The sequence below is a fragment of the Pseudomonas quercus genome, assembly GCF_012033695.1.
Taxonomy (GTDB): domain Bacteria; phylum Pseudomonadota; class Gammaproteobacteria; order Pseudomonadales; family Pseudomonadaceae; genus Aquipseudomonas; species Aquipseudomonas quercus.
This window is the reverse complement of sequence record NZ_JAAVJI010000004.1, coordinates 150,560-164,267: the sequence shown is the minus strand read 5'-3', so window position 1 is coordinate 164,267 and position 13,708 is coordinate 150,560. Positions and strand designations below refer to the sequence as shown.

The window sequence follows — 13,708 nt, the reverse complement described above, 5'->3', positions numbered from 1 at the left end:
GCTGAAGTTATTCCATTAAACAAAGCGCTTACAGCCATAGGCAATCCCAGCCAGTATGGCTGGCAATATTTTCACACACCAAAGTCAACACTCATTCACTTTTTACTCCACCTCTAAATACACACATCAGGCTTCAAATCAAAAGGGAATAAACCGTTTTCCGCCCATTTAGGCTGTGATTAAATCTATTCACACCCACCAGCCACGGGCGTATCAGAATGATAAAGCCATCATACTTAGTCGCCGCCCTTATTTATCTATCTACATTGCCAGCCTATGGTGATAAGCGAATTTTTCAACAATTACCTGACTATACCTATAACACTTTAAATGCCGAAGCCAGGTCTGGCGCCCTTGCCGTGCTGGCGTCAACCAAAGAGTTTGAACGGCTGCAGGGTATAGCGTCCACGTGCCAGGACGTTTACCAGGCACATGATGATCAAAACCGAAGCATGGGGTACGGCACATTGTGTGAAACACGCGGAAGGCAGGAAATCGGGTTCTTTGGCTGGGACAGCTCCGGCCAGCACTTTGGCTACTCAGCAGAACCCTATAGAGCAAAGGAGGACTGGATAGTGGGTAGCATGCTTCATGGGTGCGGCGCAGAGGTGGTGCCAGATTTGGAATCCCCTAGAAGCCAAGATGTTGACCCTGATAGTAACCTCCCCTTGCCCACACTGGAATGGGGCCAGCGGCGCCCGGTACTGTCCATGCTGTTGTCAGACATTAGAAAAAACGGCTTTGATATTCCGCTTGGTTATTGCAAAGACATACAGCGAATAAAACCGGGACGCGGTAAAAATTCCATGTACGCGGTGGTGTGCGAAATTGACAAGTCCGGCAAGCCAGCTGTGATCTGCTTTGATAATTTTATTGGCCATTTCGGGCTATTCACGCGGTATAAAATAGATCCACCCTGGATGGAGCACACGATCTACCGGTATTGCTCAGGCGGCTAGGCACGCTATAAGGAATTCATGAAACATTGAACACCTATACCTACTTCCTTGGGGTAACCCATGTACGCATTACTCTCCTTATTACCTATTCTCCTGCTCCTGCCAAAAAACACTGCGGCAGCTCACGAACGCTATTTTTATCAGGAGCAGGGTTATACATTACAGGCCCTACCAGACAGCACCAGGCCCGCAGCCCTTGAGCTATTAAGCAATAACAGAGAATTCCGTTTAATGAGAGGCATGGCAGGCAGCTGCGAAGAGATCCATGCATTGGCAGACCCACAGGGCAATACGGTCGGGTACGGCTCACTCTGTAAAATGCAGCACAAGTACCAAACGGGTCTGTTTTGCTGGGATGCCTCCGGCACTCACTTGGGCTATACCAAGAAACCTGAAGATACGGGTGCAGACTGGGTAGGTGACAGTATTTTACTAGGCTGCGGGGGCGTCATCCTGGATGACAAATTAGCGCAGCGGCGTACCGGCATAAGGCCTTTTCCCAATGAGGAATTTCCGCCAAGGGTGGATTGGGGGGACACACGCCCTGTGTTCACCATGTTCGATATGGATGTGGAAGCCTTAGGCTTTGAGCTACCCATCGATAGCTGTGATGAAATGCGATTCATAGATGAGCTAGACTTTTACAACAACGAAAGCTATAGCGTTGTCTGTGAGATAGATGAAGAGGGCAAGCAAGCTTTGTTCTGCTTTGACAACCTGAATGAGCACTTTGCCCTCTTCACTCGGTTCTATGACACATCGAGATGGGCCGAGCAGGTCATGCGCCGTTATTGCGGCGCATGACCCGGTAGTAACGCTACTTGAAATGACTAGCTGCAGGCGGTAGAGGTTGAAGTACCCTCATAGCGCCTCATAATCGCAACCTTTATCCGCGAGCCGCCATTTCAATGTTTATTCAGCCTAGGAAAGTAGGCTGCGCGCCTGGTTATTGTATCATTTATTGTAGTCTCAAAATAATTAACCAAATGACGCTGATGCTCTGTTAGCTCAAGCTTGCCTGTTTCAAGTGAGCGATGAAAATCAAGGTTATCTGGATGACTCAAAAATTCTTTTAAATTCTTTAGGCTTTTTAATTCTGTTGAATTTTTTAATTTCTCAGATTCTATCTCTCTATCATTTTTTTTCTCTTTGACATCACTCCCTTGAATCGGACAACCAAACTCTGAGCCCATATTTTCTTCCAGCAATGAAATAGATTCTTCAACCTCCACTAAAGCGATTTTGAGTTTTTCTACAAGATATTTTTCTTTCATGAAATCACTTTTCACGTCAGGCGATAGATTTTCAATTACCCTATCAACCAAACCATTTATTTTTTCGTATTTTTCTGCATGCACTGCAGAATTTTGCCCTTCCAGCTTAACAATTATTTGGCTTTTGATATGTTCCAAACCCTGGCAATCTAGAACCGTAAAATTTCGAGGAGAATTTTTTGCCGCTTTCAGCAGGAAATTTATAGTATGATTGCTAACACGCCCCTCTTTCTCTACCCTGCGAACTGCTTTTTCAAAAGCTTCTTGAACACTGACCTGTGCCCGAAAACTAAAAAATGAATTATTAATTTTCATTTTTCCTCGCCTATGTATCGATGATAAATATCCGGATCGAACGGTATTGTATGAATATGAATTTTCTAAAACTATCAAAAAACGATAATTCACAATCCTTCGAATAACCAATCTGGATCTTTACACACAGTCCGCCCGCAAGCATTTTTCGACATAACTCAACGCAATGGCCTGCGATACAGAGCCCCTCAAACCGGCATCGCTTGGCCCCTCGAACACGCCACACCGCGGGTGTAGCACTCACCCGCTTACGCTATCATGCCCCTTCCCGCCCTCGCAGGTATCGCCCTACCCCATGGATTACCGCAAACCCTCCGAACGCAAGAGCATGCACGCCCGTATTGTCCAGGAACTGGGCATGCACATTGTGTCCGGCCGCTTCCCGCCGGATCAGAAACTGCCGCCCGAAGCGTCGCTGTGTGAGGAGTACGCTGTCAGCCGGCCGGTGCTGAGGGAAGCCACGCGGGTATTGGTGGCCAAAGGGTTGGTGTATTCGCGGCCCCGTGTGGGTACGGTGGTGAAGGCGCGCCGGGAATGGCATTTGCTGGACCCGGACGTGCTCCATTGGGTTATGCACACCACGCCCCAAAACGAGTTTTTTGCTTTATTGACCAGCGTGCGGGCCATCATTGAGCCCGCGGCGGCGGCCTTGGCGGCGCAGCAGGCCACTGCTGAAGATGTGGCTTTGATCGGGGAGGCTTACCAGCGCATGGAAGCCGCGCAATCCCCGGAGGCGTTGTTGCAGCCGGACCTGGACTTTCACAGCCGTATTGCCGATGCCACCCACAACGATTTGCTGGCCCATTTGTGCAACATGCTTACCCTGGCCTTGCGGGAGGCATTGAAGCATTCCAACCAGCGGCCCAACCTTCAGGAATTCGCCATGCCGCGGCACAAGGCGATTTTGACCGCGATAGAGAACCGTGACCCGCTGGCAGCGCAGCACGCTGCGCTGGTGCAGCTGGACGACGCACGCAATGCCTTGAATGTGGTGTTGGGGAAGCAGTTGGGGTTGTAAGGTGTGATCAAGCAGGTGAGTAGCCTGTTCCCGGGCTTTGCCCGGTCCAACAGTGGCATGCTGGACCGGGGAAAACCCGGCCCAACACGAACAGCACTACGCCAGGCTTTTGCTTACCACTTCGAACACATCGCTGGACAGTGAACCACTGGCCTTGATGCGCTCCAGCTCACCTTTCATCAGCGCTTGCCGCGCCTCGCCAAACTTGCGCCAGCGAGTGAGTGGCGTGAGCTGGCGGGAGGCGATCTGTGGGTTTAGCGCGTTGAGTTCAATCACCAGGTCAGCCAGGAAGCGGTAACCACTGCCATCCAGCGCGTGGAAGTTGATGTGGTTTTGCCCAGCAAAGGCACCGATCAACGCACGTACCTTGTTGGGGTTGCGTACGCTGAACGCCGGGTGCTGCATCAACGCCTTCACACGCTCAAGGCCACCAGGCAGCGGGCTGCCGGCCTGTACGCTGAACCATTGGTCCATGACCAGCGGGTTGTCCTTGAAGTGCTCGGCAAAGGCTTCAAGGGCCTTGGCGCGCTCGGCTTCGAAGGGCGAGTTTACCAATACCGCCAAGGCGGCCAGGCGCTCGGTCATGTTATCGCAGTGTTCATACTGCTCCAGGGTGGCCTGGAGCACTGCGTCGTGGCCGCTGAGCATCAGGTACGACAGGGCAATGTTCTGCAGGCTACGGCGGGCAAAGTGCTCGGCGCTGGCCTCGTATGGCGTAGCACGCGATACCTCACGGCTGGCGGTATAGCGTGCCAGCAGCGCGTCGAACAGCTCATCAGCGATACGCTGGCGGGTGAAATCGCGGGCGGCGTGGATGGCCTCCACATCCGCCACCTCGCTCAGCTCCATCAGGTAGGCTTCCCCTGGCAGAGACAGCATTTCGGCGACCATGGCTTGGTCCAGGCTGTCGTCTTCCAGCAACGTACCAAAGGCTGTGATCAGGCGTGTGTCCACGTTTAACGGCTGCCCCGCCTGGTGCTGGCCAATCAGCTCCTGCAACACCTGCACCGACAGTTGCTGCCCGGCATCCCAGCGGTTGAAGCCATCGCTGTCGTGCTGCATCAGGAACATCAGCTGGTCGCGGTTATAGGGGAAGCTCAGCTTCACCGGCGCACTGAAGCCCCTGAGAAGCGAGGGCAGCGGTTTGGCCTTCACCCCGGTGAACGTGAAGGTCTGCTCGGCTTCGGTTACAGACAGCACCCGGCTGGTGGCGCCTGGCTCGGCTTCACCTTTCAACTGCAGGGGAATGTCCTGCCCTTCGGCGTTCAGCAGGCCCAACTCGACCGGAATCACGAACGGCAGTTTTTCAGCGCTTTCCGGCGTGGGCGGGCAGCTCTGGCGGAAAGTAAGGCTGTAGGTGCCTTCGGCTTCGCTAAATGCCTCGGTCACCGCCAACCGTGGCGTGCCGGCCTGGCTGTACCAGCGCTTGAACTGGGTAAGGTCCACGCCGTTGGCGTCCTCCATGGCCTTGACGAAGTCATCGCAGGTCACGGCCTGGCCATCGTGGCGCTCGAAGAACAGGTCGCTGCCTTTACGGAAGCCCTCGGCGCCCAGCAAGGTGCGGATCATGCCCACCACTTCCGAGCCCTTCTCGTACACGGTCAGGGTGTAGAAGTTGGAAATTTCCATGAAGCTGGCCGGGCGCACCGGGTGGGCCATGGGGCCGCCGTCTTCGGCAAACTGGTGCGTGCGCAGGTAGGCCACGTCCTCGATGCGCTTGACCGTGGCCGAGTTCATGTCTGCCGAGAAACCCGCGTCCCGGTACACGGTGAAACCTTCCTTGAGGGACAACTGGAACCAGTCGCGGCAGGTCACGCGGTTGCCGGTCCAGTTGTGGAAATACTCATGGGCCACTACGGCTTCCACCCGCTGGTGGGCCGCATCGGTTGCGGTCTCGGCCTTGGCCAGCACACAGCTGGAGTTGAAGATGTTCAGGCCCTTGTTTTCCATGGCGCCCATGTTGAAGTCGTTCACGGCCACGATCATGAAGATGTCCAGGTCGTATTCGCGGCCGTACACCTCCTCGTCCCACTTCATGGACTTCTTGAGGCTGTTCATGGCGTGCTGGCACTTGTCGATGTTTTCAGGCTCGACATAGATGCGCAGGGTCACGTCTTTGCCGGAAGCACGGGTGAAGGTGTCTTCGATGCACCACAGGTCCCCTGCTACCAGCGCGAACAGGTAGGCGGGCTTTTTGAACGGGTCTTCCCAGGTGGCCCAGTGGCGGCCGTCTTCATCTTCGCCGCTGGCGATCGGGTTGCCGTTGGACAGCAGGATCGGGTACTGCTGCTTGTCCGCGCTCAGGCTGGTGGTGAACCGGCTCATCACGTCCGGGCGGTCCAGGTACCAGGTGATTTTGCGGAAGCCTTCGGCTTCGCACTGGGTACAGAACATCTTGCCGGACTTGTACAAACCTTCCAGTGCTGTGTTGGTTTCCGGGTGGATGCGTGCGCTGGTGTCCAGCACAAAGCTCGCGGCGCCAGGCTGCACAGTGAGGTGAGCCTCCGTGAGCTGGTAGTCACCGGTGCTCAGCTCAGCGTCATCGAGCTTGATCGACAACAGCTCCAGCTCCTGGCCGTCCAGCACCAGCGGCGGCAAACCGGTGCCGGCATCCGGGTTGCGCCGCATCACCAACTGGGCATGCACCAAGGTATGGTCATCATGCAACTCGAAGGTGAGGTGGGTTTCGTCGATCAGGTAGTCGGGGGCCTTGTAGTCTTTGAGGTAGATCGTCTTTGGCTGTTCGGTGCGCATGCCCTTGTCCTTCTACTGGTGCACGGCGAGCTGGTAGGCCGTGTATTTGCGAATGTTGATCACGCCGGTGTCGAATATCAGGTATTGACCCTTGATCCCCATGAGGGTGCCTTCGACACGCGGGGTCTTGTCCAGGTTGAAGCTGGTGATCTTGGCAGGGTAGGCCTCCACGGGGTAGCGGATGGTGACCACCTCGGCCTGGGGCAGTGGCTGAATGGCCTGAATGCCGAAACGCTCCTGCAACAGGGTAATACCGGCACCGCAACTGTCGAACAGTTGCTCACGCACCGCGTGCAGGTCCACTTCGACAGCGTCCCCTTTGAGCAAGGCACGCCAGTTGGTACGGTCGGCGACCTGGGAGCGGAAGAGGTCTTCGGCCAGGCCCGATTGCTGGCGCGTCGCAACCCGCAGGATCGGCAGCGCCTGGCTCGCGCCTTGGTCCAGCCAACGGGTTGGCAATTGTGTGGCACGGGTAATGCCGACTTTCAGGCCCGAGCTGTTGGCCAGGTACACGATATGGTCGGTCATGCAGAACTGCTCGCCCCAACTGGGCTCGCGGCAGGTGCCGTGTTCGTAGTGGCAGCGCTCGGGGCTCATGATGCACAGGTCGCAAGCGGCCAGCTTGAGCATGCAGGGGTAGCAATAACCTTGGCTGTAGCTGCTCTTGGTGCGTTTGCCGCAGTTCACGCAATGGATCGCGCCCAGGTACTCCAGGGTCAGCCGCTGGCCGATCAGTGGATTGAGCGGCACCCGTGCTTCACCCAGGCGCAGGTCGTACAGCGCCTGGTGGTTATCCAGCCGGATGGCCATTTTGCTGACCGCACCGCGCCCCAGCTCTTTGGAGGTGGCGTCGATCAATGGATAGCATCCGATTTGAACAGGATGTTGGCCACGGGCGCCGCCTTGGAGCTGCATTCCTGCGGCCCCATGTAACCGGTGCGCTGGTCCTCCGGCAGGTTCTGCAGCTCCCAGGCGATCACGGCCTGCAAGGACAGCTCCTTTTGTTCCTGAGTCAGCTTGCGCCCATCGGACCATTTGCCGATTTCCACGGCCAGCTTCAGGCTTTCGTAGATGTCCGGGGTGATGTTTTCGATCATTTCAGCGAAGTTGTTCATCGCAATTCCATACCGTTCAAGTGTCAGGCCATTTTACGGCGTGCCAAGGCGCCACCCAATAGCCCTGTTATACACCCCACCACAAAACCGCCCAAATGCGCGCCGTTGGCGATTTCACCAAAGCCCAGCACGCTGGCAGCGCCAACCAGGCATAGGCCCAGCCAGGCCAGCATCATGATCAGCACGCCCTTGGGCATCCGATAAAGGGGCGAAGGCGCTAGCCAGTTGAACAGCCAGACGTGCCCCAGCAGGGCATAGAGCACACCCGACAGCCCGCCGAACAGGGCAGGCCCGCTCCACAGGTACTGTGCCAGGTTGGACACTGCCCCAAACAGCACGGTAAGCCCGGCCAGCCCTAGGGCCCCCTGGCGCCACTCGATACGCCGGCCCAGCTCCCAGAACCACAGCCCGTTCATGGTCAGGTGAAGAATGCCGAAGTGGATGAAGATGGGGGTTACCAGCCGCCACCACTGCCCCGCCTCCAGGGTCGCGACCCACGGCATGAACCAGGCATAGTCGCCTTGCTGGTGGAAGTCCACGAAGGTCAGCCAGTGCAAGGGCGCCAGGTTGTCGCCAAGCAGGCTAATGCCGGCTACCACCAGGCAGATGACAAGCACGGCCGTGGTGACAGGGCTGGCGCGTAACTGGCGCCAGAGCCCTTGGCCGCGCCCTGGGCCAGGCAAGGCCTGTTGAGGTTGGGCTGGGGCGGTATCCCCTTCGGGGTAGCGCTCGTACAGTTCGCGCACCTGCCCGGCCAGCTGCTCAGTCGGCACCCAGACGGCCTGGTCCGGGCCTTCCTCGGTCACCCGATAAGGCACCTGAAGGCGCCGGAGCAGGCGTACAAAACCACTAAGGTCGTGGGAAACAGGCAGGCGCAGGGCGAGGATAGGCTTCACGGTGTGTGCTCCGGGCGGCGAACGTCCACCCATACGAACTTGGCGGGGTCGATCAAGGTTTCTTCGTCCAGGCGGTAGGCGACCAGCTTGCCGTAAAGCACGGCGCTGTAGTCCAGGCAGGCCAGGTTGGGGCGGATCGGCGCCGGGCGGCCGCTGCGCCAGTAATGCCCTACGAACAGGAGCGGCTCGTCGGTGCCGTAGCGCAGCAAGGCCTGCTTGTCAGTAACGCTCAGTGGCGTACGGGCCACGGTGTCTGGCAGCGCGTCGGGCTGGAACACCACATCCCCATAGGTTTGCGGGTCATCTTCCCAGAACTTGGTGCGGAAGAACGCCCGGGTGAGGCCATCGCCACCGGTAATGGCCATGCCTTCGGGCAGGCGCATATCCGTGCCGCGCAGCAGCCGATCGAAAACCCTGGCCGCGAAACTGTTGGGTACGCTGGCCGCCTGCACGAAATGCGCGTCTACGCGGCCGTCGGCAAAGCTGTGGCGCAGTTGGCTGATGAGGGGGTTGTCCCAGCACGCATGCACCAGGCGGAAACGCCCGGCATCCACAAACAGGGGCAGCTCATAGAACCACTGTGTGAAGGCGTTCCAGTCCTCGGGGTGGTGGGCAAACTGTTCCAGCGTGGCCTGCATCAGCCGCTCGTGGCGAACCGTATGCTCGCGCACGAAAGCTTTCCCCGTGCCTGGCAAGGCGGGCGTGGCCCAGCCCAAGGCATTGAACTCGTGGTTGCCCATCAGGCACCAGGCCTGGCCGGCCTGCACCATGTCATGGACGATGTGCAGGGCCTCACGAATGCGCGGGCCACGGTCAATGATGTCGCCCAAAAAGACCGCCTGACGCTGGGCATGGCGCCACACACCGCCCTGGCGCCGATAGCCCAGCACGTCGAGCAGGTGCTCAAGCGTGTGCGCGCAGCCATGTATGTCGCCAATCAGGTCGTACCTTCTGGAAGGGTCCAGCATCACTCGCCTCCGCCGCCGAGCTTGCTGCCCCAGCCCAGCTTGGTACGGCACACCTCGTAGTAGTTGTGGTCCAGTGGGTGAATGAGCCGCAGCTTCTGGGGTTTCTTTTTCACTGTCACCGTGTCGCCAGGGGCACAGGTGAAGTGGTTCTGACCGTCGCAGGACACTTGGGGGTAGATGGTCATGTCCTTGGCCACCACAATCTTCAATTCACTGTTGCCATCCACCACGATAGGGCGACCGGACAGGGTGTGCGGGTACATGGGCACGATCACAATGGCGTCCAGCTTGGGGTGCATGATCGGCCCGCCGGCAGACAGGGCATAGGCCGTGGAGCCGGTGGGTGTGGCCACAATCAAGCCGTCGGCCTTCTGGCTGCACACGAACTGGCCGTCGATGTAAATCTCGAATTCGATCATGCGGGTAGATTTGCCAGGGTGCAGCACCACGTCGTTCAGTGCATCGCCCTGGCCGATGGCCTCGCCGTGGCGTCGCACCTCGGCTTCCAGCAGGAAGCGGCTCTCCACCAGGTAGTGGCCGTTGAGTACCTCGGCTACTTTCACTTCAAGCTCATCGGGCCGGATGTCCGTGAGAAAGCCCAGGCTGCCGCGGTTCACGCCCAGCACTGGCGTATGGTGCCGTGCGAGCGCGCGGGCCGCACCCAACAGGCTGCCATCACCCCCTACCACGATCACCAGGTCACACACCTCGCCCAGCAGCTTGCGGGTGGAGGTTTGCAGGCTGTGCCCCGGTAGCACTTCAGCGATAGTGTCCTCAAGAATCACGTGCAGGTGCCGTTCCACCAGGAATTTCTTCAGCCGGCGAATGGTGTCCAGCACCTGGGTGCTGCCAAGGCGGCCGATGATACCGATATTGCGAAACTGCTCCATGGGGCTCCCGAGGCTCAAGGTAAGGCGAAGCGGTAATTATGGGCCAAAGCGCGAGCCCAGACAAAAGCCGTGGCCGGCCCTTTACGTTCAACAACAGCGCGCTATGCTGCGTGGATGAATCCATTCGCATCCCTGGCTCACCTTCCCCGCCTGTTGCGCCGTCCCGCTGTGCGAGACCTGGCCTGGGTTGTCACGTCCCCGGCCATGCTCAGCCAAGCACCTTGGGCGCAACGCCACCCGCTCAAAGGCAGCGACTGGGCCCATGACCCTGAAGGGCTGGTTCGTTGGCTTCGCCTGCTGGACCAGGACGACGCTTCTTTGAGTGACTGGCTGGCTGTGAGTTCGAGCCACAGGCTGGGGCTCTACTATGAGCGGCTCTGGCAGTTCGCACTGCGTGAAGCGCCGGGCGTGGAGCTGCTGGCCGCCAACCTGCCCATCCGCGATAACGGGCATACCTTGGGGGAGATGGATGCCGTACTGCGGGACAGGGACGGCGTTCATCACCTTGAGCTGGCGGTGAAGTTCTACCTGGGCAGGGACGACGCGTCTGGCGAGGACACCTGCGATTGGCTGGGGCCTGGGCGCGACGACCGCCTGGATCGAAAACTGCTGCACCTGAGCGGCCACCAGTTGCCCATGGCCAACACCCCGGCCGCGCGGCAGCGACTCTCGGCACTGGGCATCGCGGCACCGCAGCCCTGGCTGTGGCTGGGGGGTTACCTGTTCTACTCTTGGCATGCCCACGGCGAAGCGCCTGCTGGCGCCCACCCGGACCATTTACGGGGTGATTGGGTACACCGCTGCCAGTGGCCGGCCTTGGCTGCCAACGCCCAGGGGTATTGGCAGCCCTTGCCGCATGCCCAGTGGCTGGCGCCAGCACGTATGCTGACAAGCGAGCTGTGGGATACCTTCACGTTCCATCGCTGGCTGGACGATTTGCCCTCGGACGCGCCAGCGCAACTGGTGGTAAGGATGGTACCGGAGGGTGAATTTGCTCATGAGGCCCAACGGCTGTTTCTGGTCGGTGATGACTGGCCGGGGTGAGCCCGAAGCACGGCAAGGTTAGCGTTCCAGGGCCTTGCCCACCCCAACAGCCATGTAACAGGCAGTGCCTACCAGCCCCATCAATACGCTATACCCCACCAGCACCCAAGGGCTGGCGGGCATGAGCATAAGCAACCCTAACGGTGTGAGGCTGGCCCAGAGGGCGTAGGCCAGGTTATAGGTCAGGGAAATGCCCGATACGCGTACGTGCGGTGGGAACAGCCCAACCATCACAGCGGGCACCACCCCTACCACGCCACTGCACAGGCCTGCAAAGGCGTAAGCCAGCCCCGTTACGCCCAGGTTGAATATCAAGTTGGCATACAGCGCAAAGGTGCCTAAAGGCAGCAGCAGGCTGTACACCAACAGGGCGCGCCAGGGGCCGATACGGTCCACCAGCAGGCCGGCAAGCACGCAGCCCACATTCAGGAACACAATCCCAATGCTGCTCAGCGCAAAGGTATCTGCCGCTGCCAGGCCAAAGTAACGCTGCATGACGGTTGGGGTGAGCACTACCAGCACCACAACGGCCGTGGTTAGCACACAGGTCAAGGTGACGGCTGGCAGCAAGCTGGCGCGATGGGCGCTCAACACCTGCTTGAGCGGCAAGGGGGCGCCCGCAAGCCGGCGTTCACGCATGGCCAGAAATACAGGCGTTTCGCTGAGCAGCCTGCGCAGCCACACCCCCAATACGCCAAATACACCGCCCAGCAAAAAGGGCAATCGCCAGCCGTAGTCCAGCATCTGCTCAGGGCTCAGGGCGCGCGCCAGTACCGTAGCAATCAACGCGCCCAGCAAATAGCCGAAGGTTAGCCCCGCTTGCAAAAAGCCCAATGCGTAACCGCGCCGATGGGCGGGCACGTGCTCGGCTACGAACACCCAGGCACTGGGCACTTCACCGCCCACCGCTGCGCCCTGGAGCACCCGCAATGCCAGCAGGGTAACGGGGGCCCAATAACCAATGGTCGCGTAGGTGGGCATTGCCCCTATGACCAGGCAGGGCAAAGCCATCATCAGGATGCTCAGGCTGAACATGCGCTTGCGGCCTAATCGGTCGGCGTAGTGCGCCATCACTAGCCCACCCAGAGGTCGGGCCAGGTAGCCCGTCGCGAAGATGCCAAAACTCTGCATCAACCGAAGCCATTCCGGCATGTCGGGCGGGAAAAACAATTTGGACAGCGTGAGCGCGAAGAACACGAAGATGATGAAGTCGTAGATCTCCAGCGCCCCGCCGAGGGCTGCCAGGGCAAGGGTTTTATGGTCCTCGCGTGACAGAGGCGCCATTGAGCGATGGGCAGGGGCAATAGCCATACAGTTCTCGTACCGTGCCACTTCCCTGTGACGTTGTCTTTGAGCGCAAGGCGCCGTGAGGCGCGCAGCATAACCGGCTGGTACTAGGATTGCCGAATGCGAGTAGGGATTTTAGCCCTGACGCGGTACATGTTCGTTGTGGGAGTTCGCGTAGCGTGGGCGCAGCGGAGGAGCCCGGACGGCCTCCACACGGTGTCAACCTGTTCCCGGCCTTCGCCTTCGGCTGCGACCGGTCCCACAGCAGGGAATCGTGTGCCTTCGCCGAGGCCTAGGGTTCCCGGCCTCCGCCTTCGGCTGCGACCGGTCCAACAGTGGTTCGTGCGCCTGCCCAGTGGGCTTTTGGTTCAGGCCCCGGCCTTGAACCGCCGACAGGCCTCGCCGAAGGCTTCGAACAGCTTGACGGAGACGGGGTTATCGCTGGCCTGCCATTCCGGGTGCCATTGCACACCTACCAGGAAGCGTGAGAGGGAGGGGGCATGAAACGCTTCAATCACACCATCTGGGGCGGTGCCCAATACTTCCAGGCCAGGGGCCAGTTGGTCGATACCCTGACCATGCAGCGAATTCACCCGAATGTCGCAACGGCCTAGGCTGTCGGCCAGCCAACTGCCCGTGGTCACGTCAACGCCATGGCTGTCACCGTATTGAACAGCGACGGGTGCCTCAGGGTCTTCCCGGTGGTCCTGCTTGCCGGGTACGGCATACAGCTTTTGATGAATGTTTCCGCCCAAGGCCACGTTCACTTCCTGCATGCCCCGGCAAATGGCAAAGATCGGCAAGCCCCGATCCAGCGCTGCGCGAATCAATGGGATATCGAAATGGTCGCGGTCCGGGTCCTGTGTCTTCTCTGGCGTTTTATTTTCCTGCCCGTATAGTGCGGGGTCGATGTTCGAGCCAGCGCCGGTCAGGTAAACGCCATCGGCCATGTCCAGGTAGGCGTTGAGGTCATCGATGCCGCAGCACGTAGGGACCAGCACAGGCACACAGCCTGAAATGTCTACTAAGGGCGTGATGTATTTGTGTGTCATTACTTGATAGAGGTGACCCTTACGCTCTTGCACGCCCATGGTCATGAGGACGACCGGTTTGGCCCGGTTTTTTGTCGTTACGCTGTTCACGAAGCACCGCCGAGGCTGGTCAGTTGTAAAACATATCAATCATCCG

13 protein-coding genes are annotated in these 13,708 nt (G+C 58.8%); 4 read left to right on the top strand and 9 right to left on the bottom strand.

Annotated features, from left to right (window positions below):
- Positions 1–218 precede the first annotated feature (218 nt).
- On the top strand, positions 219–959 hold the full coding sequence (locus HBH25_RS09550; protein ID WP_168083680.1) for a hypothetical protein: 741 nt from the start codon (positions 219–221) through the stop codon (positions 957–959).
- Between the two features lie 60 nt (positions 960–1,019).
- Positions 1,020–1,763 (top strand): hypothetical protein, encoded by a 744-nt coding sequence (locus tag HBH25_RS09545; RefSeq protein ID WP_168083679.1) that lies wholly within the window; start codon positions 1,020–1,022, stop codon positions 1,761–1,763.
- Positions 1,764–1,864: 101 nt separating this feature from the next.
- On the opposite strand, the gene HBH25_RS09540 is transcribed toward HBH25_RS09545, so the two are convergent.
- Entirely contained in the window at positions 1,865–2,548 is a 684-nt protein-coding gene (locus tag HBH25_RS09540) for a hypothetical protein (protein ID WP_168083678.1), read from the bottom strand.
- Between the two features lie 295 nt (positions 2,549–2,843).
- Between HBH25_RS09540 and HBH25_RS09535 the strand changes: the two genes are divergently transcribed.
- Positions 2,844–3,566, top strand: a complete 723-nt coding sequence (locus HBH25_RS09535) for a FadR/GntR family transcriptional regulator (RefSeq protein ID WP_168083677.1) — start codon at positions 2,844–2,846, stop codon at positions 3,564–3,566.
- A 96-nt stretch (positions 3,567–3,662) separates the two neighbouring features.
- On the opposite strand, the gene pepN is transcribed toward HBH25_RS09535, so the two are convergent.
- The 6 genes from pepN to HBH25_RS09505 are packed head-to-tail and all read right to left on the bottom strand — an operon-like array spanning position 3,663 to position 10,189.
- Complete coding sequence (gene pepN, locus HBH25_RS09530; RefSeq protein ID WP_168083676.1) at positions 3,663–6,320, bottom strand: aminopeptidase N; 2,658 nt, start codon at positions 6,318–6,320, stop codon at positions 3,663–3,665.
- 12 nt (positions 6,321–6,332) lie between these two features.
- Positions 6,333–7,130 carry a DUF2797 domain-containing protein gene (locus HBH25_RS09525; protein ID WP_229631878.1) on the bottom strand — a complete coding sequence of 266 codons (798 nt, stop codon included), beginning with the start codon at positions 7,128–7,130 and terminating at the stop codon, positions 6,333–6,335.
- Positions 7,131–7,174: 44 nt separating this feature from the next.
- Positions 7,175–7,435: a YeaC family protein gene (locus HBH25_RS09520; protein ID WP_168083674.1), complete on the bottom strand. Its 261-nt coding sequence runs from the start codon at positions 7,433–7,435 to the stop codon at positions 7,175–7,177.
- 23 nt (positions 7,436–7,458) lie between these two features.
- The gene (locus tag HBH25_RS09515; RefSeq protein ID WP_324616875.1) at positions 7,459–8,331 is read right to left on the bottom strand and encodes a rhomboid family intramembrane serine protease; all 873 of its coding nucleotides are present in this window, start codon (positions 8,329–8,331) and stop codon (positions 7,459–7,461) included.
- Positions 8,328–9,299 (bottom strand): metallophosphoesterase, encoded by a 972-nt coding sequence (locus HBH25_RS09510; protein WP_168083672.1) that lies wholly within the window; start codon positions 9,297–9,299, stop codon positions 8,328–8,330. The genes HBH25_RS09515 and HBH25_RS09510 overlap by 4 nt, the downstream gene beginning before the upstream one ends.
- The gene (locus tag HBH25_RS09505) at positions 9,299–10,189 is read right to left on the bottom strand and encodes an NAD(+) kinase (RefSeq protein ID WP_168083671.1); all 891 of its coding nucleotides are present in this window, start codon (positions 10,187–10,189) and stop codon (positions 9,299–9,301) included. Before HBH25_RS09505 ends, HBH25_RS09510 begins: the two co-directional genes overlap by 1 nt.
- Before the next feature lie 114 nt (positions 10,190–10,303).
- Here HBH25_RS09505 and HBH25_RS09500 point away from each other — a divergent pair, with 114 nt between their 5' ends.
- The gene (locus HBH25_RS09500; RefSeq protein WP_168083670.1) at positions 10,304–11,233 is read left to right on the top strand and encodes a DUF1853 family protein; all 930 of its coding nucleotides are present in this window, start codon (positions 10,304–10,306) and stop codon (positions 11,231–11,233) included.
- A gap of 18 nt (positions 11,234–11,251) precedes the next feature.
- Here the strand turns inward: HBH25_RS09500 and HBH25_RS09495 are convergent, their stop codons facing one another.
- Complete coding sequence (locus HBH25_RS09495; protein ID WP_229631869.1) at positions 11,252–12,544, bottom strand: MFS transporter; 1,293 nt, start codon at positions 12,542–12,544, stop codon at positions 11,252–11,254.
- Positions 12,545–12,888: 344 nt separating this feature from the next.
- On the bottom strand, positions 12,889–13,617 hold the full coding sequence (locus HBH25_RS09490) for a gamma-glutamyl-gamma-aminobutyrate hydrolase family protein (RefSeq protein ID WP_168083859.1): 729 nt from the start codon (positions 13,615–13,617) through the stop codon (positions 12,889–12,891).
- Positions 13,618–13,708 lie beyond the last annotated feature (91 nt).